Raw genomic sequence first — 22,052 nt, 5'->3', positions numbered from 1 at the left:
ACTACCTCCTCTCATTGACTAGACCGTATCTAGTTATTAGGATAGATCTCCACATTATAATCTTCTATTTTCCTACCGACACCCATTTCTACTTCACCATTCCATATTTCAAGTGAAAGAAGTTTCTCACCGTCTTCATCACAATATTCATAGTAATCTACCTCTTCGCCTTTTACAGAACTAATATCTCCTTGAACATCTTCTACGATAGCATCACTGCCTTCTTGCATATAATATGTAACTCCTTTATATTCATAAACTTTTGGAGCCTCAGTAGTTATTGCAACAACTTCTTGATATAAGCATATCTCAATATCGTCATCTTTTTCTACGCTTAACCAATAAGTTTTCCTAGAATCTTTTAATTTGTATTCAGTCCATCTCCAACCGTGATCATTAAATTTTAGTATACCTTTAACTTCATAATCAACTTCTTCAATAGAAACTATATCTCCTACCCTCATATTAAGAACTGTCAATTTATCGTTTTCTGATTCCATTTTTGCAGTTTTGTTCGCTCTTGATATGTTTTTGATTCTATCAATAAATCCCATTAATATTCACCTCCTTAAATACACCAAAACTATATTATCATATATTTTATTATAGTAAAAGTTATTTTGCAAAAATTATATTATTTTGATGAAAATATGTCTTTATTGATAAATTAATATTGGATTTTTTATGTTATAATATATATAATTAAAAAAGTCATATACATATTGATAAATTTAATTTATAATTATATTGCTATGGCTTAATTAATAAACACTATTATAAGGAGGTTATCATGATGGATGTTAAACAAAGAATTGAAAGTTTTATGCTAAATATGAATTTACTTTACGAAGAATTAGATGAAAGCACATGGAAAATAGAAGATGATCTATCTCACATAGATAATATTGTAGTCAAATTAGTCGAACCAATAGTTTTATTCAGAGTTAAGATTATGGAATTACCTAAAAGCAATAAAGAGGAATTTTATAAGACTGTTCTAGAATTAAATGCTAATGATCTAGTACATGGTGCATATGCTATCGAAAATGATAGTCTGATCATCATAGATACGTTACAAGCTGAAAATCTTGATGAAAACGAATTTCAATCAACAATAGACAGTATAGGTCTAGCTCTAATACAACACTACGATTTATTAGCTAAATTTGCAGATTAACTTTACATACATACAAAATATAAAGGGAGGTAACTTATAATGGGTATATTTAATCGTATAAGTACAGTATTTAAATCAAACGTAAATGATCTAATTTCAAAAGCTGAAGACCCTGAGAAAATGTTAAATCAATTAATAATCGATATGGGTGAACAGTACAACGAAGCAAAAGGATCTGTTGCATCAGCTATAGCTGATGAGAAAAAATTAAAAAAAGCTTTAGACGAAGAAGTTGCAAAAGCTGCTCAATGGGGTAAAAAAGCAGAATTAGCTGTAGCTAATGGTAATGATGCTCTAGCTTTACAAGCTCTAAACAGAAAAAAAGAATATGATGATTTAGCTGAACAATATCGTCAGCAGTGGCAAGCTCAAAAAAATGCAACTGACAATTTAAAAGCTGGATTAAGAGATTTAAGTAATAAAATAGAAGAAGCTAAACGTAAAAAAGGTTTATTGATTGCTAGAACCAAACGAGCTGAAGCTCAAAAATCCATTCAAAAAACTATGTCAAGTGTTAATGATACAAGTGTATTTGATACATTTTCAAGAATTAGTGAAAAAGTTGATACAATCGAAAGTGAAGCTGAAGCTGAAACAGAATTAAATAGTTATATGGCTAACGATGATCTAAACAGCCAATTCGATAAACTTGAAAATTCAGACTCTGAAGTAATGGACGAACTTGCTGCATTAAAAGCTAAACTTGGTAAATAAAGGTTAATAAAATAAAAAATTCTGTAAAATATGAGGGAAATAGCTTTCTATGATTAAATAAACATATAGGAGGCTATTTTTTATGTCGATAGATAATTCTATTTGCTATGAATATAAATCACATCTTTTCTAATTTTCATTCACCTTCTACAGTAAGAAATGAAAACTTCAAGTATATAAAAACACATGATTCTCAAATACATTTCACACGTTTTTCACATGGCCATACTATACTTTACTCATGAAACAAATACAAATAAATTAATGGAGGAATTAGTATGAATATTAAAAAAGGATTATTAGCAGGAGCATTAGTAGCTACAATAGGTATAACATCGCTGAATAGCGTGTATGCAAAGACCGACGTAAAGGAGTTGAATGATAATATTGCCAGTGCCATAACTGAATATAGTGTATTTGATTTTAAACATTTCAGTAAAGAGTTTAAAGAAGATATATCAAAAGAAGATTATAAAAAAGCAGAAAAACTCTTTAACAAAGCTATTAAGTTAGAAGATGATTCATCTAAATATTGGGATGAACTATACAAACTTGATTTATTTGATGAAATAGAGAATGTTGATATTACTATTGGCAGTGATTTGACATTTGAAGAATTTGCAAAGAGTTTTAAAAAAGATTTAAAGGAAGAAGATAAAAAGAAAGCTAAGGAATTATATGAAAAAGCAGTACAACTTGATAAAGATAAAAAATATGATGAGGCAGTAAAAGTATGGAATCAATTATTTGAAATGAACCTTTTTGATGAAATGGGAGAAAATGTTAAAGTTGAAAATATGGATGAAGATATAATATTAAGTGGTTCAGAAGCAATTTTTATTGATGATTTATCTGAAATACCTGGTGATATTATTGTAGAAATAAACAATACTTCATTTGAAGAATTTTCAAAGAACTTCAAGAAAGACTTAAAGGAAGAAGATAAGAAGAAAGCAAAAGAATTATATGAAAAAGCAGTACAACTTGATAAAGATAAAAAATATGACGAAGCAGTGAAAGTATGGAGTCAGTTATTTGAAATGAATCTTTTTAATGAGATGAAAGATATTGAGCATATGAATATAGGAAATATCGAGGACGTAATTACATTTGATGGAGACATTGATATGGATAAAATTATTGAGTCCGGTGTAATTACAATTGATGGTGATATTGATATGGATAACGTGAGTAATTTTGATATGACTAAAGTTGATGGTAATATGATTATAAGTTCAGAAGCAATAATAGATATTGCTCAACCATTTACATTTGAGGAATTTTCAAAAGGATTCAAAAAAGATTTAAAACCAGAAGTTATTGAAAAAGCAAAAGAGCTATTTGAAAAAGCAACTAAAAAAGAAGAAGAAGTTCAAAAAGTATGGGATGAAATCTATAAAATGGATATTTTTGAGATAAATATTGAGGAAATAAGCACTGGAATAGAAATTTAGAGGACTAATATCTCAATATAATCACCTATTATATTTATATGGAAAATGGTATACTTATTATAAGTATACCATTTGCTGATATAAGGAGTTTATGATGAATAAAAATATTTTAGTTGTTGAAGATGAACAAAGAATGCGTGAAATCATATGTGATTATCTGGAAATAGATGGTTTTGCAGTTTTTCAAGCAGATAATGGCATAGAAGCAATGAATGTATTTGAAAATAATAATATTGATCTAGTTCTATTGGATATTATGATGCCTGGACTTGATGGCTGGTCTGTGTGTAGAAGAATAAGGAAAAAATCAAATGTACTTATTATCATTTTAAGTGCTCGTAGTGATGAAGATGACAAATTATTAGGATTTGAACTTGGAGCTGATGAATATGTGACAAAACCTTTCAGCCCAAAAGTATTAGTAGCAAGAGTTAAGACATTGCTTAGTAGATTTAATGAATCTAATGGTGAGCAAATAAAAAGCAATATAATTTCTAGAAAAGAGATACTTATAAATAAAGATGCTTATTCTATAAAAGTAGATGGAGAGGAAATTATATTTACAAAAAAGGAATATGATTTATTACTTTTTTTAATAGAAAATGAGGGAATCGTTTTGATGAGGGATAAAATTATTAATCATATTTGGGGATATGATTATTATGGCGATGGACGAGTTGTGGATACAAATATCAAAACCATTAGAAAAAAACTTGGTGATGCTTCCAAATATATAAATACAGTTGTTGGCGTTGGGTATAAATTTGAGGTGGTTTGATAAATGAAAAAAATTAAAAAGACTAAGTCTATCGTTTTTAAAATGTTTATAATTACATTTGTTTCTGTCATGAGTCTTATCACAATTATTTTTCTTGTTCAAAGTTTATTTATTAATAAATACTATATAACCAAAAAAATAGATAATATTATAAAAAACATGAATAGCTTTAGCAAACAGTATAAACAAGAAAAATGGAGTTTTGATGAACTCGCAAGACAGATTAATAAATTTGAGGGTAATAATAATACTACTTTGACAGTTAATGGATTGAGCTATGATGATATGCAAGTTGAAGAGTACATTCTAACATTACAAGTAGCTAATAGTAAGTATTATGATATTTATATTTCTAAAAGTGATTTGTTAAAAGCATTTGATGGAGAAATGCCTACCCAATATCAAAAATTTTATTTGGAAGCAGTAATCCTTGATACAGAAATATTGACTCCTATTAAAATAAATAATCATAAAATATATGATATATTAGGACAAGAAAGTTTTATTATATTAAAAGGTAATGCTATCCTTATAAATATTAGTAATGTAATGGATAATATAACAATTAGTTCTGGCATGGATATACAAGTGGAAAGAGCTGTAGATGTAATTAATTTTACCGATATTGAAGATATGACCCCACAGTATTCAAAAAAAGATGATGTGTATTATAAAATTGATGATATGCCTTTTACTAATGTAAAACAAGTTAATTTTACTAAAATAATAGAGATAGATAATGTGACAAAAACATATATCAACGCTACTGCCTCATTACAACCAGTTGGTGAAGTTATGAGTATATTAAGTGACTACTATATTATATTTTATTTATTAGCTGTTATTATATCTCTATTTATTGCATGGATATATTCAAGATCAATATCTTCTCCATTATTGAACATAACCAAGATAGCGGATAAAATGGCTGGAATGGATTTTTCAATCAAGTCCACTCATAATAGTGACGATGAACTAGGGGTTTTATCCAACAGTCTGAATATATTATCAACCAATCTTGATGAAGCTCTAACTGACTTGAAAGGAGCTAATAAACAGCTGGTAATTGACATGGAAAAAGAAAAACAGCAGGAAAAAGTCAGAAGAGAATTTGTTGCGAACATATCTCATGAACTAAAAACACCACTTGGTATAATAAAAGGCTTTGCAGAAGGAATAAAAGACGGTATCAAAAAGGAAAAATCAAATTATTATCTAGAAGTTATTTTGGATGAAATAGAGAAAATGAATACTCTTATACTTGATATGCTTGACCTATGTAAATTTGAGGCAGGCAAAATCGAAGATAAAGAAGGATTTGACATTATAAAGTTAATTAACAAAGCTGTTACTTTATTAGAAATGCACATTAGGGATAAACAACTAAAGATAGATATTGAAGGTGATTTCACAAAAGTATTTGGTGTGAAATTTCAGATTGATCAAGTAATCATGAACCTGATTTCTAATGCAGTAAAATATTGTACCAATAATTCAACTATAATTATCACGGGCGAAATCATTGACGACAACAATTATATATATATCTATAATGAAGGAAACAAGCTCACAAAAGAAGAATTAGATAGCATTTGGCTCAGATTCTATAAGATTGACAAATCTCATAATAGAGAAAACAGAGGAACAGGACTAGGACTAGCCATTGTTAAAGCTATACTCGATGGCCACGGAAGCGATTATGGTGTTATCAACAAACAAAATGGAGTAACGTTCTACTTTAATATAAATATCCTATAATAAAAAAATGAAAATATCCCATAACACTAAATAATGTGTGTATTATGGGATATTTCTTAAGATAGCCAATTAAATATTATTCTTCACAAAAGAATATTGAATTCATTTCATTTTTAATTTTTGTAGTAATACTTTGAATCTGATGATTATCTAATAATGTCTCTTTTTTCATTTCAAATAGATAACTATCTAATATAAATACATTATCAATCATTTTAGTATAAAAAATATTATTTTTAGGTGAATTGAAATCTACCATCTTATAATCTAATTTATTTTTTTGTGATATGAAATCTTGTATGGATGATATCTTATGGTCGATATAATGTTTTCTTCCGCTAGTATCTCTACTAAACCCTCTTACTCTATAATCGATAGTAATGATATTCGAATTGAACTTTTCAATTAAATAATCAATTGACTCTAATGGGGATATTTCTCCACATGTACTAATCTCTATATCTATTCTAATCACAAATATATCATTACTAGTATTATTTTCTGGATAAGTATGTACAGTTACATGGCTTTTATCTAGATGACCAACTATATGTTGGGTATTAGGTATAACATTTCCTCTATTACAAGAATCATCAATTCTAATAATTGGGATTTCCCCTTCTGATATCAATAAGCTGGCACTGGCACCTTGTGGGTCATAATCTTGTTTTGCAATATTTAATATATTTGCACCAATCATTGATGTAACATTTCTTAGTATATCCGTTAAATTATCAGCATTATAGTTACAATTGATAAATTCAATATATCTTTCCTTCATTTTCTTATTGCTTATATAACAAATATTATAAAAATTCATATTGAGAGTTTTAGTCAGGTTATTAAAACCATGTATTTTATATTTCTTACTCAATCCAATACCTTCTCTCCTTTTTCAAACTAAACATTATAATTAATCTGCTTCTTCTTATTTTTTTGTATTATAAATATATAACCAATTCCTACAACAGCACCTAATATATGACCCAATTCCGAAATATTATTAACCACGAATAGTCCATTATATATTTCTTTTGCTAAGAATAATATAGCTATACAAATAAATGTAAGAGGAACTTTTCCATCTTTCATATTAGTGAACGAAGTCAATACTATCATCATAAATACAATACCACTAGCTCCTAGTATTCCACTATTTAAAATAATCACTTGAAAAACTCCTATAATTATAGTTGTTATAATAATCAAAATCAAGATTGTCTTTGATGAATACTTCTCTTCTAACATAGGTCCTATTAATAAAATCAAAGTAATATTACCTAACAAATGATCTATGGAAGCATGTCCCAAAGGCCATAATATCATCTGAATCAAACTCATTACAGAAAATCCACCTCTATAAACAAAAAATGTATTAATAATATCTATAGGTATAATTTCATCTATAAAAAAAACTCCTGTTGCTAGTAGAGCAAATGTTAGAACCACAGGTGAATTATATTCTATTTTGTTTAGTAAGTTTTTCATAATAATACTCCTTTTGATATACTATAACTATTAGTACTTATTTCAATACTATATATTGTAAGAATTTAAATCCTTTAAGTTTTGTAGGCTAATCTTATTATAAACATTTATGTAAGTTCATGCAACATATTCTTGATTCATACTACTAATGAGTCGAAAAATGTTTAAATGAATAACTTAAAAGGACTGTCTCATACATTTTATTAATGATACTATAAAAAATGTACTAGTAAACAGTCCTACTCTAACATTATTCTGCTATTATTTCTTCATAACTTTTATTAGCATACTCCCTTCCTTCTTCAGTTAATTTAAAGATTCCATTGGTTTCAACAATAAAATTATCACTTTTTAACTTAATAACAATACGTTCTAAAAAATCTTTTTGCCAGTTTAAATGATTACTAATACTCACTATTCCATTTTCTATATATTCATTTTCATCACCCTCATGATTATATACATGAAATAACATAGTCTTTGCAGCAAAATCTATTTCCTGGTACTTACGTCTTCTAATGATGGTTATCATTCCTCTTTTGGGTGCAAAAATAAATATCAGCATAAATGATATACCTGTAAAAGTTGCCATGCAGCCTGCAATAGATACATCTAATAAATCTGCAAATTGATATCCTATGATAGCATTAACAGCTCCAATAAAAGCACTTAAGATTATCATTTTCTTAAGATCATCAGTAATCAAATAAGCTGATATAGGAGGACCAACCATAAAAGCAATAACTAATATAGAACCTACTGCCTCAAAAGCTCCTACTGCTGTAACTGAAACTGAAGTCATTAATCCATAATGGATTAATATAGGTGAAAAACCTAAAACTGCCGCAAGTCCTTTATCGAAAGTGGCTAACTTCAATTCTTTAAAAAATACGATTACCAGTACCAAATTTATTAACAATACTGTTCCCATAGAATAAATAGCTTTGGCTCCAATGTCAACTCCTCCTATAACCATTCTGTTAAATGGTGCAAAAGCTAATTCTCCTAATAGTACTGAATCAGTATCTAAGTGAACCGAACTAGCATACTTAGAAACAATAATGATTGCTATACTAAATAGCAAAGGGAAAACAACACCTATTGCTGAATCTTCTGATAACAATTTAGTTGAATTAAGAAGTTCCACTAAGTATACGGTTAATAATCCAACTACTGCTGCACCCATTATTAAGAGTGGAGAACTCAAATCAAATACAATGAAATATGCTCCAACGATTCCTAATAAAATGGTATGGGTTATAGCATCTGACATCATAGCCATTTTTCTTAGAACTAGAAATACACCAGGGATAGAACAAGCTACTGCAACGATTACTGCTATTATTTGAATCTCTAATTGTGGCGTCATATCTATTCCCCCTTAACAAACATACAACTATTTTTGTTGTTATAATCTCTAATTTTTTTCCATACCAAACCTCTATTAGGTGCAAGAAATATGCTAACTATCACTATTAAGCTTATAACAAGAACTATAGAAGGACCTGTAGGCATATTTTCAATTGACGAACTAATAATAGTTCCTAAAACTCCACTAATTGCTCCGAAAGCAGAAGCAAGTATAACCATTATAGAAAGTTTATTTGTCCACTGTCTTGCTGCTACACCTGGTGCTACCAACATTGCACTCATTAGGATTACACCTACAGTTTGTAGTCCAATGATTATTGTTGTTACTATCAAACCAGCTAACAAAAAATCTAATTTTTTAGTAGAAAATCCGATACTTCTTGCAAACTCATAATCAAAAGTTATTATTTTTAACTCTTTCCAGAATATAATTACCAATGCAATAACTACTATACCAACAATAAATATTATCTTGACATCCCTGCTAAGTAACGTCGAAGCCTGCCCAAAAATAAAATTTTCTAAACCTGCTTGATTCGCATTTGGAATCTTTTGTATATATGTCAATAGTGTAAGTCCAATACCAAAAAAAACTGATAAAATAAGTGCTAGAGCTGAATCAAATTTTATTCTAGAATGTTTATTGATAAATCCAACTATCCATGTAGCTAATAATCCAGTTATTAATGCTCCTATTAAGAGAATCACCGTACTTTTACTTCCAGTAAGTATAAATGCAATGGTAATCCCTGGTAATGCTGCGTGCGATACTGCATCCCCTAATAAACTTTGCTTTTTCAGTACTGCAAAGCTACCCACTATTCCGCTAATTATTCCAAGAAGCGCAGAACCCAATGAAACTATTTGTAATGTGTAATCTGTAAATATCATTTTAAAATCAACCATAACATTACCTGCCTTTTAACAATTTGCCAGTACTACGATATGTTTTTATTAGATTTTCTTCTGTAAAAACTTCCGAAATTGGTCCACATGCTATTAATTGGATATTTAGAAGAGTTACCCAATCAAAATATTCTTTTACTGTTTGTAAATCATGATGAACAACTATTACTGTTTTTCCTTGCTTTCTCATATCTTTTAGAATATCAACAATGGCTCTCTCAGTCTTTGCATCTACACCTTGAAATGGTTCATCCATAAAATAAATATCTGCATTCTGAACAATTGCTCTAGCAAGGAAAACACGTTGTTGTTGTCCACCTGATAATTGACTTATTTGCCTATTAGCAAACTCTTGCATCCCTACCTTAGTTAAGGCTTCCATAGCTAATTTTTTTTCTTTTTTGCCAGGTCTTTTAATCCAGCCTATATAACCATATCTTCCCATCAAGACTACATCTAAAACAGTTGTAGGAAAATCCCAATCCACACTACCTCTTTGTGGTACATAGCCTATATTTTTTCTCTGATGTTTATAAGAGTGTCCATTAAAAATAGTACTACCAGAAACAGGTTTTATTAAATCAAGCATAGCCTTAATCAATGTAGATTTACCTGCACCATTAGGTCCAATTATAGCCATTAGTACACCTTTTGGAATCCTTAGGTCAATATCCCAAAGCACTGGCTTTATTTGATATGCAACTGTCATATCTTCCACTTCTATTACATAATTATCTGAATTAACCATATGATTACCCTCTTTTTAATAATTAGTGTGTATTATTTTAATGCATCAATTATAGTATTTACATTACTTTTAACTGTTCCTATATAAGTTTCAGCTTCTGTTCCTTCACTTCCTAATGAATCAGAGAAAAGTTCTCCGCCGATTTCAACTTGAAAATCTCTAGCTTCTACGGCTTCTTGTAAAGCCTCAACATTTTTCTTAGGAACTGAAGATTCAATAAAGATAGCACCTATTTCATGTTCTACAATAAAATCTGCTAATTCTCTTACATCACCTGTACCAGCTTCTGAAGCTGTTGATATCCCTTGTAATCCCTTGACCTTAAAGCCATAAGTACTACCAAAATATTCAAATGCATCATGAGCAGTAATTAGAATTCGCTTGTCTTCTGGTAACTCATCAACTCTTGATTTAACATATTCATGTAATTCGTCAAGTTCAACCATATATTCTTCGTAGTTATTCGTGTATGTTTCTTCATTCATATTATCTAACTCAATAAGTCCATCTTTAACTACCTTTGCAGCATCTTTCCATAATAAAACATTAAACCAGATATGTGGATCATGTAAATCATCTTCACTTATAATTAAATTCTCCTCATTTATTCCAGAAGATATCTTGATAACTAATTTTTCATTATCATTGATATTCTGAAATATTTCACCCATTTTACCTTCAAGGTGTAGACCATTATATATGACCATATCTGCATTCTGCATCAATGATACATCACCAGCACTAGCTTTATATAAATGAGGGTCAACTCCTGGTCCCATTAATCCTTGAACTGATACGCTATCACCACCAATTATCTTGACTAAATCCGCAATCATAGTAGTTGTAGCCACTATGTTATATTTACCGTCAATTTTAGTTACTTTTTTACTGTTACCACAACCGCTTAATCCAATAGCTGAAATAATAACCAATAACATAATAAATAAATTTTTTTTCATTAAAAAACCTCCTTAATTATCATTTTTGTTCCCGATTGTTTCTTTAAGTCTAGGTATATAACTTCCATGGGGACATTGTTTCGGCTCTCCTAAAAATTTATAAAGTCTTTCTTCTAATAAAAATGAAGTAGCATGCTCTAATTTTTCTGCTTCTGCATGTACCTGTTCCCAAGTATATCCTAATTTCTCAAATAGAAAATATTCCCAGAGTCTATGGATTCTTATTAATCTGGTACCTATGTCTCTACCCTCATCAGTCAATTTAGTACCTTTATAAGGAACATATTCTACTAACTTTTTATTTACTAACTTTTTTATTGTTTCATTTACTGTTTGTGGCGTATGCCCTAATGTTTTTACAAGTTCATTATTATTTAGGTACTCATCTTCATTTTTATCTTCTAACATGAATATTACTTTTATATAATCTTGTTCTCCTCTATTTAACATTTTGTCCCTCCTCATTTGTTAAGGTTAACCTTAACTTTTCTGTTGATACTATTATATATTAAATAATAATGATTGTCAATATCATTTATTTGATTTATTTTGATATTCCAGATAAAAATTTTATGATTACTCTTATAATCAATCCCAATTGCAAAATTAAAAAACAAAAAAATAGAGAGTAACTAAACTATAGTACTCTCCATTCTAATTAAATATTTATCTTCAATCATTTATACAGTTTCATTAATCTGGTCCTCATTAGGCATAGCAGGTATTGCACCTTTTTTCAAAGTTGTAATTCCTCCTGCTGCATTGGCAAATAATAGAATCTGTTCCATTTCATCTTTTTCCATCTTTTGAATATCATGTAGGCTTTTTGACCTGATTTTATAATGTATTGCCCCTAAGAAAGCATCACCAGCCCCAGTTGTATCAATAGAATCCATCTTAAATGCTTCAACTAATCCTGTAGCATTTTCATTTGAATAATAAGCACCTTTATCTCCCATAGATATCAAGACAAGTGAAACACCCATTCTTTTAATCTTTTCTATACCTTCATTGATATCTGTTATACCAAAAAGGAATTCCATTTCCTCATAAGATATTTTTACTATATCAGCTAATGGCATTACTTCTAAAATCTCTTTTCTAGCATTCTCAGGAGTATTCCAAATCGCTTTTCTATAATTGGGATCATAGCTTATGATCTTACCCTTACATTTTGCATATTTAACTGCTGAAATAGTCGTACTCCTGCAAGGCTCATCTGTCAAAGATACTGAACCGAAATGAAATATATTGCAATTATCTATTAATTCTTTCTTGATCTCTTTTTCTTCAAGCATCATATCGGCACCTGGTTTTCTATAAAAACTAAATGAACGTTCTCCATTGTCACTTAGGTGGACAAAAGCCAATGTAGTATGTACATCTTCTGCCATAACAAGTCCACTGGCATTGATATTGACATCTTCTATCACTTTCTTTAGAAAATGTCCGAACTCATCATCTCCTACTTTTCCAATAAATCCAGTTTTCCCACCAAGTATAGAATTCATAGCCAATACATTAGCAGGAGCTCCTCCTGGATTTTGTTCAAAAGTAGGAGCTTTATCGCTTTCTTTTTTAATTGGAGTAAAGTCTATAAGAAGTTCTCCCATAGCAACTACATCATACATATTATCCCTCCTCTCTAATTTAATCCACGTATAAAATACCTACTTAATACGAACTACAGCCTTAACGATATCGGCCTTATTCTTAACACTACTATCCATTGCATTTTGTATATCGTCAAATTCAAATATATCTGTAACTATATCCTCAAGATTTATTTTGCCACTAGCTACTGCGTCAATTGCCATAGGATAAATATGACGATAACGAAAAACTGTCTTGAATGTTATTTCCTTATCTAATGCCAAGCTCATCTCTAAATTCATCATACCTGTTTTTCCATATCCTACTAAGACTATGTTTGACCCTTTTTTGACCATATGTATTGCTTGGTTGGTAGTAATCTCAGTACCTGCTGTTTCTATTACTAAATCGCAACCTTTTCCATCTGTAATTTCCATTAATTTGGACACAGCATCTGTCTCTGATGCATTAATTATATTGGTTGCTCCTAATTTAAGTGCCTTATCTAATCTTTTTTGCATTATATCCACAACTATGATATTAGACACACCTCTAACTTTTAGAGCCAACACACTCACAAGTCCTATAGCTCCAGCACCTGTAACCACTGCTGTTTGACCTACATGTGCATCTCCTTGACTGGCAGCATGCATTCCCACTGCCAATGGCTCGATTAATGCTCCTGACAATGTACTCACATTATCAGGTAACTTAAAGCATAGATCTGCATCATGAGCAACATATTCTTGGAAAACACCATCATATGGTGGTGTTGCAAAAAATATTACATCAGGACATAAATTATATCTTCCAGTTTTACAAAATTCACATTTTCCACATGTCTTACCTGGTTCTAAGGCTACACGGTCTCCTACCTTAAGATTAGTTACTTCTTTTCCTATCTCAACAACAACACCACCTGGTTCATGTCCTAATACGAAAGGTGGCTTTACAATATAATCTCCAATACGTCCAGTTTCATAATAATGCAGATCTGAACCACATATACCCACATATTCCAGTTGTACCAATACTTCCTTATTTTTCACCTTAGGGATTGGACGTTCTTCATATCCCATTTCTCCAACTTTATTCATTACAGCAACTTTCATTTTACCATTCATATTCTAACCTCTTTAACTTTCTTCATAAAATCTAGTTAATATACGTCGATTTATCTATGTAATTAAGCTGTAACAGCTTTCATTTTACCATTTTTCTGCATACAGTCAAACCCTACTGCTAACAATAATACAATCCCTTTAGTTACCATTTGAACATATTGACTAACATCAAGTAATACTAATCCGTTACTAAGTACACCAATAATTAATACACCCGCAATTACATTATAGATTTTTCCACTTCCTCCATTAACACTAACTCCTCCTAGAACTACCGCTGTTAATACATCAAATTCAAATCCTTTTCCAGCAAGAACTTGTCCAGAATTGGTTCTAGAGAGCATAACAATACCTGCAATACCTGCAAAAAGCCCAGAAAGTGAATACACTAAATATTTAACTCGTTTAACATTAATACCTGATAGTTTTGATGCTTCTTCATTACCACCAACAGCATAAAAATATCTTCCAAAATAAGTTTTGTTTAGAATATAAGAACCTATCGCCAAAATTATTATCATTACTATGACAGGTATAGGAATAGGACCCACATACCCTTGGCCTAATTTGGTAAAATACTTAGGGAAACCAAAAATAGGAATTCCTTTACAAATAATATACGCAACCCCTTCTATTATTGTCATAGTAGCCATAGTGACAATTAATGGTGGCATTTTAATATTTGCTATTATCCATCCATTAAAGAAACCAATCAATACACTCATAACTATTGATATAAGACTTGCTAAAATAGGATTCATATGTGCATTAACCATTAACCAAGCTGTTACTATATTTACTAGTGTAATCTGAGAGCCAATGGAAAGATCTATACCTCCAAGCAACAACACGAATGCCATTCCTACAGCGGCAATTCCTAACATAGAAACCTGACGTGCAACATTAAATAGATTGGATGGATTTAAAAAAGCCTTTGATGTTACACTGAAAAAAATAATCAACACTACTAGAACTACAAAGATTCCAAATTTCTTTAGTACAGTTATAAAATTCATAACATTATTACTCTCCTTTTACACTTGATGCAAGACTCATGATAGTTTCTTGACTAAAATCATGTTTATTTAATGTTCCTGAGATTTTCCCTTCAGATAAAACAATTATTCTATCCGACATGCCCATAATTTCTTCCATTTCAGATGATATCATCCAAATGGTTTTACCTGATTCAACCATTGAATTTATTAATTTATATATTTCATATTTAGCTCCTACGTCTATTCCTCTAGTCGGCTCATCTAATATGATTAAGTCAGGATTAGTCGCTAGCCATTTGGCGAGAATAACTTTTTGCTGATTACCTCCACTAAGATTTTTAACTAGTTGTTCTAAACTAGGAGTCTTGATTTTCAATTGTTTCTTGTATTTATCAGCTATTTTGTTCTCGTCTTTCTTATTTACAACAGACCCTTTTGATATTCTATTTAAAATAGCCATAGAAATATTGTTTTTAATATCTATATCAAGCAATGCCCCTTGATGTTTTCTATCTTCTGGAACTAAAGCAATACCGTGATCTATTGCCTCTCTTGGTGTTCTAGGTGATATCTCTTTGCCCATGAAAATTATTTCACCTTGTGTTTTTTGTTTAACACCAAACACTAGCTCTGCAAGTTCTGTTCTCCCTGAACCGATTAAACCCGCAAATCCTAACACCTCACCACGCTTTATTTGAAATGAAATGTCCTTTAGTCCATTTCCACAAACATCTTTAACATCCAATAATATCTCATCTTTAACTGCTAATCTACGAGATGGATATGTTTCTGTTAATTCACGACCAACCATTAATTTAACAAGCTCGTTAACATCAGTATCTCTTGTATTTATCGTTTTGACTTTTTGCCCATCTCTCATAACTGTTATTCTATCTGTCAATCTAAAAATTTCATCCAATCTATGTGATATGTAAATTATAGTCACACCTGATTCTTTTAATTTATCAACAATTGCAAACATAGACTCTACTTCAGATTTAGTTAAGGGTGCTGATGGCTCATCCATAATTAATATTTTAGCTTTTTGAGAAATAGCTTTTGCAATTTCAACAATCTGTTGATATCCTACTGTCAGATTTTTCACCAATTCATTTGGATTGATATTAATGTTAAACTGTTCAAATATTTTTTTTGATTCTTCATACATCGCTTTCTTATTAATCATCAATCCTTTTTTTCTAATAGCTCGACCTAGAAAGATATTTTCGGCTACAGATAATTCTCCTACATTGTTGAATTCTTGATATATAACAGCAATACCATTTTCTTCTGCTGATTTTGGTGTCATAGATGTGAATTTTTTCCCATCCACAATTATTTGCCCCTTATTCGGAGTAACTGCTCCTGTACATGTTTTAATTAATGTAGATTTACCTGCACCATTTTCTCCTACCAAAGCATGAACTTCACCTTTTTTAATTTTAATAGTCACATCATTTAAAGCCACTACACCTGGATAAGTTTTTACAATATTATTAAGTTCTAAAATTGTGTTTGTAATACCCATATAATCTACCTCGCGTAAGCATTATATTTTATTATGTTTATAGTAATTCACTTTCCTCTTTTAATTATATATATCAATCACTATATCTTTTAGTGGATTACATAGTAATATTTTTAAAAGAGGAAAGTCTAATATATTATTTGCAATAATCGTCAACGTTTTCTGCTGTTACAATTATAGTATTACGATATACTTCTTTTTCCACATCTTCACCTGCAACAAGTTTTTCTAACCAACCATAGATTTCATTTGCAATAGCTTCACCATTACCAGTAATAAGTACTGACATTCTATTGGCCTCATTATTTTTAATAGCTTCCATTTCTTGCTCTGTCGCATCAGCTGCAAAAACACCTATTTTATCTGTCAATTTACCTGCTGCTTTTATAGCTTCGTTAGCACCAACTGCACCACCGCCTCCAATACAACATACTACTTGTACCTCTGGATTAGCTTGAAAAATTGTTTCCATTTTTGCCATACCCTCTGTAGGATTAATAGCACTTGTTTTTGCTACTATTTTAGCTTTTGGCGCATATTCTTTAATTGCATCAACGATACCATTCCCTCTTTCTAGTAGAACTGGTATTTGTGGATAATCCAATACTGCAACTTCACATTCTCCATTATGTACATCATTTATCCATCTAGCAGCTTCTTGTCCTATAATCTTACCTAACTCATAGTTATCAATTAACCAAACGATATCTGCATTTTCTAAGTTCTCATCCCAACTGTAAACCTTTATACCTGCTTCTCTAGCTTCTGAAAGAACTTGTTCAACTGCATTGACATCTACAGGATGAACAACGATTGCATCAACATCATTAGCAATAAAATTCTCTATTTGTTCTATTTGCTTTGATGCATTGTTAGCACAATCGAGATATGTCATCTTACCACCGTCTGCTTCAACTAAACCTTTTAACGCTTCACAAGAGCTTGACCATATCTGATTACTTAAATCTTGAACTGTCATTCCAACTACCATACCTGAATCTTCTTCATTATCTTCATTCTTTTGTGTATCATCTTCCTTTTGTGCAATTACTTCTTCATCTTTCTTTTCTTCTTTTTTACTACATCCCACTGTCATTGTTACTCCTAATACTAGGATTAATAACATCATAATAGTTTTTTTAAAAGTCTCTTTCATTTTCATCCTCCTGGTAATTAAATAGATTTTTTAAGTCTTTATTAAACTCTTTAATTAAGTATCTACATAATATCACCATTAAAAATTTATGTCAATAGTTTTTTGTGTTTTTTATATAACTGATTATGTTCAATATAAGTTTTTTATAACTAATATAGACAAATAAAAACCCAGCAAATACTAATTTACTGGGTTTTTGCACAAGTATATTTTCTTTTAAACTGTACAAAGAAACGCTTCAATATGTTGTAATGCTGCACCAAGTGCTGATGCTTCAACTTTATAACGGCAAGGTTTAATGTATGATGCATCCATTTCAAAAGTATTCAGTATGGCTACTTCTTCTTTGACTCTCGAAATATATGGTTCAATATAACTACCTACGTACCCTCCTAAGATTATTGTACAATCAAATATCATCCTCAAGTTATTAATTCCTATTGCTAAACATGAAATGTAATTCTCCCATATTTTCAATAAATTTTTATTTCCGAGTTCTATTTCTCGAAAGAATTTTTCAAGTTTTCCATCTGTATATTGGGATAATGTTTTGGCAGAGCAATAAACATCAAAACAACCTCTTTTACCACAGTAACATTTATTACCATTTGGTATTAAAGTAACATGTCCGAATTCTCCTCCTCGCAAATTATCTCCTAGATATAATTTATCAGCAATAGTACTATCACTCAAATATGATTGTCTTTCAACAATAATAGCACCACCTACACTATTACTTAGTGAAAGATATACTGCGTTGAAACATTTATCATAATGATACATTTCTGCAAATCCTGCGGCATTGGCATCATTAATTAAAATACATGGATAAGGAATAAATTCAGAGAATCTTTCACTTTCAATATTGGAGAAATTAAGAGCATGTGAAAATTGGATTTTTTTATTTCTAGTATCAACAATCCCTGGTATGGAAATACCGACTCCCAAGAATTTTTTATCTTCATCTATTTCATTGTTTTTGAATTCAAGAGCTATTTCAGCCATTTCCTTGTAATATTCTCTATCATTAGAAAATGGCTTATATATTCTTTTATGTTTTAGCACATCCCCTGATAAATCAGTAATTACGAGTCCTATGTGGTTTTGCGTAATATCAATACCTAGTGCATAATATGATTCTCTAACTGGAGCGATAGCTGTAGCTTTTCTACCACCCGTCGATTCGAATTCACCAACTTCATGTACCAAACCTTGTTTTATCAATTCATTTATATTCTGTAGAACAGTTGGCATACTAATACCCAACTGGGTTGATATATCAGGTTTCGATACCCTTCCATATTTATTGACATATCTAAAGATTTTGTTACGATTAATTTTCTTGACCTCAATATTACTTGCTCTCTTTTTTATCATATAATCCCATCCTTATAACTTTATTAAAGTATTTACATTAGTTATTGTAGCATTCTGTTAATGATTTCACAAGAAATATTTTTTATTGATGAAAGCCCCTAACAATAGATTGTTAAGAGCTCTCTTTGACTTATTGTCCTGCTACGGATAAACTTTTGACCTTTATAGAAGGCGAACCGACATATCCATTATGCGGTAAAATAAATTCTAAGTCATTACCTATATCTTCAATATTCATTAATAATTCAATATAGTTACCTGCTATGGTTATCTGATTAACGGGTCTAGTTATTTTACCATCAATTATTTCATATCCGTATGCTGATACAGAAAAATCACCACTTATAGGATTAAGTCCAGAATGTAGTCCTTGCACATCTATGATCAACAAACCTTTTTTCGTACTTTGAATTAATTCATCATAACTTTTTTTCCCTATTTCAATATACATATTAGTAGGTGCGATATCTACTGCTGTGTTAAAAGAAGTTTTATAAGCATTACCAGTCGGCTGGACATTATCCTTATTAGCTGTCTTTAGATTATGAAAATATGTTGTCAATATGCCTTTTTTAATAATTTTCTTATATTTAGTGGCTACCCCTTCTGCATCAAATGGTCTGGTAAATGCTCCATCTTTCATAAAAGGATCATCTACTATTGTAACTTTTGTATCAGCAACCTGTTCTCCTAGCTTTCCTTTTAATAGTGACATATTTTTTTGTACTTTATCAGCAGAAAAAATGGATGCAAATGCATCTAGTATACTAGCAGATACATCAGAACGAAAAATCACAGGATATATTCCCGATTGTATTGAGGTGGCACCAAGCATTGACACTGCCTCACTTATTACATCATTTATTAATTTTTGACCCTTAAGTTTTGTAAAATCATTAGTTACTTGATATCTATAAGCGGATTTCACGTCTTCATGATCTTCTATATCAACATCTAACTCATATTTATATAAATTAGATTTGTACTTCAGGTTTAGTCCTTTAGTATTAGCTATCATAATACTCTTGGTCGCATCGTTAATCATATTATACGTAATCGACTTGACTCTGCTATCTAACTCTTGACCCATATTTTCTATCTGTTTAAGGTATTTGATTTTTTCTTCAACTGGGACATTTTCTGATTGTTTATTATATGTAACAATGTCCTTATACTCTTTAGAACCTTCATAAATTATATCTATATCATCATTATCTAACACTTTAGCATTTTCCATCGCTTCTCTTATAAGCATATCTATAGTACTTTCATCTATTTTTTCTGTATAAGAAAACCCCATCTTTTTATTATTATACAAACCTCTGAATGACAATCCTTCACTAACAGAATTTTCAAAACTATCAACATCATCATTGTATACATTTATATTTTGTTTTTTTTGGCTACTTATATATATTTCCATTTCAGCAAAGCCTGCTTTTCTCCCTTTTTCGAATAGTAATTTAATAAATTTCTTCTTATCCATTATCTCTCACCATCCCTTCCACCTACAGTCATTTCACTCACTCTCAGGGTAGGCTGACCAACATTAACAGGTACACCCCCACTAATTGAACCACAAATACCTTGAGAAAAATCTACATTATCACCAACCATGTCAATTTTTTCTAATACCTCCATTCCAGTACCTATTAATGTTGCACCTCTTACAGGTCTGTTTATTTTACCATTTTTAACTATATAACCTTCTCTAACTGCAAAATTAAATTCACCCGTTGATGGGTTTACTGAACCACCCCCTAAATATTTCGCGAATAAACCATATTCAGTATTAGCTATTATATCATCGATTGTAGATTTACCTGATGCAATATATGTATTGGTCATTCTTGATGTTGGAGCATATTTATATGATTCTCTTCTTCCTGAACCTGTAGGTTCCATATTCATTCTTCTACCATTAAATTTATCTATCATATAGTTCTTCAATATTCCATTTTCTATTAGGATATTCTTTCTTGTATTATTACCTTCATCATCAATATTACAAGAACCCCACTGATTAGGAATTGTACCATCATCAATAGCTGTAACTAGTTGTGAAGCAATTTCTTGGTCTAGCATATGAGAAAATACTGATGTATTTTTAGCAACTCTTGTCGCTTCTAAGCCATGTCCACAAGATTCATGGAATAATACTCCTCCAAAACCATTATTAATGATTACAGGCATTCTTCCGCTTGGACAATATTCAGCCATGAGCATTGTTTTAGCCATTCTTGCAGAATCTTCGGCATAATCTTTTACGTTAATCTCATTAAAAAATTCATAACCTTTTTGTGCACCTGGGAAATGAAGTCCAGTTTGCATTACATTATCCTTAGCCGCTACAGAATTTATTAATATTCTAGTTCTTATTCTTTTATCTTCCACCAATCTTCCTTCTGTATTAGCTATAAGAACATTTTGTATCTCATCCAGATATTGTACTTTCACTTGTGAGATAAGTGAGTCATAACTTTTAGCCGCCTCATATGCTGTTTTCATTAAATCCACTTTTTGCATCTTGGAAATAGAATCCGGCATAATTTCAATGGGATGAATATTATTTATGATACCTTTGTTAAAATTCAGTATTATATCTTTTTTCACACCTTTGATAGTTGAAGCGGCTTCTTTCGCTACTTTTATTAGATTATCTCTGGACAAATTATTGGTATAGGCATATAGATAATTAAATCCTTTAAATATTCTTATACCAATACCATAGATTTTTCCGGAAACACTTTTTTCAAGTTTTCCCCCAACTAATGTAAGGTTAGTATTATTTTTATCTTCTGCAAATATTTCTGCAAAATCTCCACCTGTCGACACAGCAGCTGTCAGTACATCCTCAATTAGCGATTTACTTAACACTTGATTCCCTCCTCCACATATATAATTTATTATTTTTACTACTAAT

The 22,052-nt window shown here is 30.5% G+C and carries 21 protein-coding genes; 5 read left to right on the top strand and 16 right to left on the bottom strand.

The annotated features are described in order from the left end of the window. Nucleotides 1-29: 29 nt before the first annotated feature. Nucleotides 30-554 carry a DUF4178 domain-containing protein gene (locus QMG30_RS11935; RefSeq protein WP_281815629.1) on the bottom strand — a complete coding sequence of 175 codons (525 nt, stop codon included), beginning with the start codon at nucleotides 552-554 and terminating at the stop codon, nucleotides 30-32. A gap of 239 nt (nucleotides 555-793) precedes the next feature. On the opposite strand from QMG30_RS11935, the gene QMG30_RS11930 reads away from it, so the two are divergent. The 5 genes from QMG30_RS11930 (at nucleotide 794) to QMG30_RS11910 (ending at nucleotide 5,881) form a co-directional block, all read left to right on the top strand. Continuing rightward, the gene (locus QMG30_RS11930; protein WP_281815628.1) at nucleotides 794-1,177 is read left to right on the top strand and encodes a type III secretion system chaperone family protein; all 384 of its coding nucleotides are present in this window, start codon (nucleotides 794-796) and stop codon (nucleotides 1,175-1,177) included. A gap of 39 nt (nucleotides 1,178-1,216) precedes the next feature. After that, nucleotides 1,217-1,891 (top strand): PspA/IM30 family protein, encoded by a 675-nt coding sequence (locus QMG30_RS11925; protein ID WP_281815627.1) that lies wholly within the window; start codon nucleotides 1,217-1,219, stop codon nucleotides 1,889-1,891. Between the two features lie 278 nt (nucleotides 1,892-2,169). Then, nucleotides 2,170-3,345: a hypothetical protein gene (locus QMG30_RS11920; protein WP_281815626.1), complete on the top strand. Its 1,176-nt coding sequence runs from the start codon at nucleotides 2,170-2,172 to the stop codon at nucleotides 3,343-3,345. Nucleotides 3,346-3,439: 94 nt separating this feature from the next. Then, nucleotides 3,440-4,123: a response regulator transcription factor gene (locus QMG30_RS11915; RefSeq protein WP_281815625.1), complete on the top strand. Its 684-nt coding sequence runs from the start codon at nucleotides 3,440-3,442 to the stop codon at nucleotides 4,121-4,123. Between the two features lie 3 nt (nucleotides 4,124-4,126). Next, a complete protein-coding gene (locus QMG30_RS11910; protein WP_281815624.1) occupies nucleotides 4,127-5,881 on the top strand; it encodes a sensor histidine kinase in 1,755 nt (584 codons plus the stop codon). 76 nt (nucleotides 5,882-5,957) lie between these two features. Here QMG30_RS11910 and speD read toward each other — a convergent pair whose 3' ends face one another. The 15 genes from speD to QMG30_RS11835 form a co-directional block, all read right to left on the bottom strand. Then, nucleotides 5,958-6,755, bottom strand: a complete 798-nt coding sequence (gene speD / locus QMG30_RS11905) for an adenosylmethionine decarboxylase (RefSeq protein ID WP_281815623.1) — start codon at nucleotides 6,753-6,755, stop codon at nucleotides 5,958-5,960. Between the two features lie 26 nt (nucleotides 6,756-6,781). Further along, the gene (locus QMG30_RS11900; protein ID WP_281815620.1) at nucleotides 6,782-7,369 is read right to left on the bottom strand and encodes a rhomboid family intramembrane serine protease; all 588 of its coding nucleotides are present in this window, start codon (nucleotides 7,367-7,369) and stop codon (nucleotides 6,782-6,784) included. Nucleotides 7,370-7,619: 250 nt separating this feature from the next. Further along, entirely contained in the window at nucleotides 7,620-8,738 is a 1,119-nt protein-coding gene (locus QMG30_RS11895) for a metal ABC transporter permease (RefSeq protein ID WP_281815618.1), read from the bottom strand. A gap of 2 nt (nucleotides 8,739-8,740) precedes the next feature. Next, the gene (locus tag QMG30_RS11890) at nucleotides 8,741-9,646 is read right to left on the bottom strand and encodes a metal ABC transporter permease (RefSeq protein WP_281815616.1); all 906 of its coding nucleotides are present in this window, start codon (nucleotides 9,644-9,646) and stop codon (nucleotides 8,741-8,743) included. A 4-nt stretch (nucleotides 9,647-9,650) separates the two neighbouring features. Continuing rightward, nucleotides 9,651-10,394 (bottom strand): metal ABC transporter ATP-binding protein, encoded by a 744-nt coding sequence (locus tag QMG30_RS11885; RefSeq protein WP_281815615.1) that lies wholly within the window; start codon nucleotides 10,392-10,394, stop codon nucleotides 9,651-9,653. Between the two features lie 32 nt (nucleotides 10,395-10,426). Then, complete coding sequence (locus QMG30_RS11880; protein ID WP_281815614.1) at nucleotides 10,427-11,353, bottom strand: metal ABC transporter solute-binding protein, Zn/Mn family; 927 nt, start codon at nucleotides 11,351-11,353, stop codon at nucleotides 10,427-10,429. A 12-nt stretch (nucleotides 11,354-11,365) separates the two neighbouring features. Next, the gene (locus tag QMG30_RS11875; protein ID WP_281815612.1) at nucleotides 11,366-11,803 is read right to left on the bottom strand and encodes a metal-dependent transcriptional regulator; all 438 of its coding nucleotides are present in this window, start codon (nucleotides 11,801-11,803) and stop codon (nucleotides 11,366-11,368) included. Between the two features lie 230 nt (nucleotides 11,804-12,033). Beyond that, nucleotides 12,034-12,984 (bottom strand): carbohydrate kinase family protein, encoded by a 951-nt coding sequence (locus tag QMG30_RS11870; RefSeq protein ID WP_281815610.1) that lies wholly within the window; start codon nucleotides 12,982-12,984, stop codon nucleotides 12,034-12,036. 39 nt (nucleotides 12,985-13,023) lie between these two features. Next, nucleotides 13,024-14,070: an NAD(P)-dependent alcohol dehydrogenase gene (locus QMG30_RS11865; protein WP_281815608.1), complete on the bottom strand. Its 1,047-nt coding sequence runs from the start codon at nucleotides 14,068-14,070 to the stop codon at nucleotides 13,024-13,026. Between the two features lie 62 nt (nucleotides 14,071-14,132). Next, nucleotides 14,133-15,086, bottom strand: a complete 954-nt coding sequence (locus QMG30_RS11860; RefSeq protein WP_281815607.1) for an ABC transporter permease — start codon at nucleotides 15,084-15,086, stop codon at nucleotides 14,133-14,135. A gap of 7 nt (nucleotides 15,087-15,093) precedes the next feature. After that, complete coding sequence (locus tag QMG30_RS11855; protein WP_281815605.1) at nucleotides 15,094-16,596, bottom strand: sugar ABC transporter ATP-binding protein; 1,503 nt, start codon at nucleotides 16,594-16,596, stop codon at nucleotides 15,094-15,096. A gap of 136 nt (nucleotides 16,597-16,732) precedes the next feature. Next, complete coding sequence (locus QMG30_RS11850) at nucleotides 16,733-17,752, bottom strand: sugar ABC transporter substrate-binding protein (protein WP_281815603.1); 1,020 nt, start codon at nucleotides 17,750-17,752, stop codon at nucleotides 16,733-16,735. Nucleotides 17,753-17,968: 216 nt separating this feature from the next. Then, a complete protein-coding gene (locus QMG30_RS11845) occupies nucleotides 17,969-19,129 on the bottom strand; it encodes an ROK family transcriptional regulator (RefSeq protein ID WP_281815600.1) in 1,161 nt (386 codons plus the stop codon). 130 nt (nucleotides 19,130-19,259) lie between these two features. After that, nucleotides 19,260-20,615, bottom strand: a complete 1,356-nt coding sequence (locus QMG30_RS11840) for a TldD/PmbA family protein (RefSeq protein ID WP_281815598.1) — start codon at nucleotides 20,613-20,615, stop codon at nucleotides 19,260-19,262. After that, the gene (locus QMG30_RS11835) at nucleotides 20,615-22,006 is read right to left on the bottom strand and encodes a TldD/PmbA family protein (protein ID WP_281815596.1); all 1,392 of its coding nucleotides are present in this window, start codon (nucleotides 22,004-22,006) and stop codon (nucleotides 20,615-20,617) included. The genes QMG30_RS11840 and QMG30_RS11835 overlap by 1 nt, the downstream gene beginning before the upstream one ends. Nucleotides 22,007-22,052 lie beyond the last annotated feature (46 nt).

The sequence above is a fragment of the Vallitalea longa genome, assembly GCF_027923465.1.
GTDB lineage: Bacteria > Bacillota > Clostridia > Lachnospirales > Vallitaleaceae > Vallitalea > Vallitalea longa.
The sequence above is the reverse complement of the archived record's forward strand: the minus strand, read 5'-3'. Positions and strand labels throughout refer to the sequence as shown.

Bases quoted from the DNA above. Each gene is read 5' to 3' on its own strand.
- QMG30_RS11845 (WP_281815600.1), bottom strand. From the start codon at position 19,129: ATGATAAAAAAGAGAGCAAGTAATATTGAGGTCAAGAAAATTAATCGT.
- QMG30_RS11930 (WP_281815628.1), top strand. From the start codon at position 794: ATGGATGTTAAACAAAGAATTGAAAGTTTTATGCTAAATATGAATTTA.
- QMG30_RS11890 (WP_281815616.1), bottom strand. From the start codon at position 9,646: ATGGTTGATTTTAAAATGATATTTACAGATTACACATTACAAATAGTT.
- QMG30_RS11865 (WP_281815608.1), bottom strand. From the start codon at position 14,070: ATGAATGGTAAAATGAAAGTTGCTGTAATGAATAAAGTTGGAGAAATG.
- QMG30_RS11885 (WP_281815615.1), bottom strand. From the start codon at position 10,394: ATGGTTAATTCAGATAATTATGTAATAGAAGTGGAAGATATGACAGTT.
- QMG30_RS11915 (WP_281815625.1), top strand. From the start codon at position 3,440: ATGAATAAAAATATTTTAGTTGTTGAAGATGAACAAAGAATGCGTGAA.
- QMG30_RS11920 (WP_281815626.1), top strand. From the start codon at position 2,170: ATGAATATTAAAAAAGGATTATTAGCAGGAGCATTAGTAGCTACAATA.
- QMG30_RS11855 (WP_281815605.1), bottom strand. From the start codon at position 16,596: ATGGGTATTACAAACACAATTTTAGAACTTAATAATATTGTAAAAACT.
- QMG30_RS11850 (WP_281815603.1), bottom strand. From the start codon at position 17,752: ATGAAAGAGACTTTTAAAAAAACTATTATGATGTTATTAATCCTAGTA.
- QMG30_RS11925 (WP_281815627.1), top strand. From the start codon at position 1,217: ATGGGTATATTTAATCGTATAAGTACAGTATTTAAATCAAACGTAAAT.
- QMG30_RS11840 (WP_281815598.1), bottom strand. From the start codon at position 20,615: ATGGATAAGAAGAAATTTATTAAATTACTATTCGAAAAAGGGAGAAAA.
- QMG30_RS11910 (WP_281815624.1), top strand. From the start codon at position 4,127: ATGAAAAAAATTAAAAAGACTAAGTCTATCGTTTTTAAAATGTTTATA.
- QMG30_RS11870 (WP_281815610.1), bottom strand. From the start codon at position 12,984: ATGTATGATGTAGTTGCTATGGGAGAACTTCTTATAGACTTTACTCCA.
- QMG30_RS11900 (WP_281815620.1), bottom strand. From the start codon at position 7,369: ATGAAAAACTTACTAAACAAAATAGAATATAATTCACCTGTGGTTCTA.
- QMG30_RS11875 (WP_281815612.1), bottom strand. From the start codon at position 11,803: ATGTTAAATAGAGGAGAACAAGATTATATAAAAGTAATATTCATGTTA.
- QMG30_RS11935 (WP_281815629.1), bottom strand. From the start codon at position 554: ATGGGATTTATTGATAGAATCAAAAACATATCAAGAGCGAACAAAACT.
- QMG30_RS11895 (WP_281815618.1), bottom strand. From the start codon at position 8,738: ATGACGCCACAATTAGAGATTCAAATAATAGCAGTAATCGTTGCAGTA.
- QMG30_RS11880 (WP_281815614.1), bottom strand. From the start codon at position 11,353: ATGAAAAAAAATTTATTTATTATGTTATTGGTTATTATTTCAGCTATT.
- QMG30_RS11860 (WP_281815607.1), bottom strand. From the start codon at position 15,086: ATGAATTTTATAACTGTACTAAAGAAATTTGGAATCTTTGTAGTTCTA.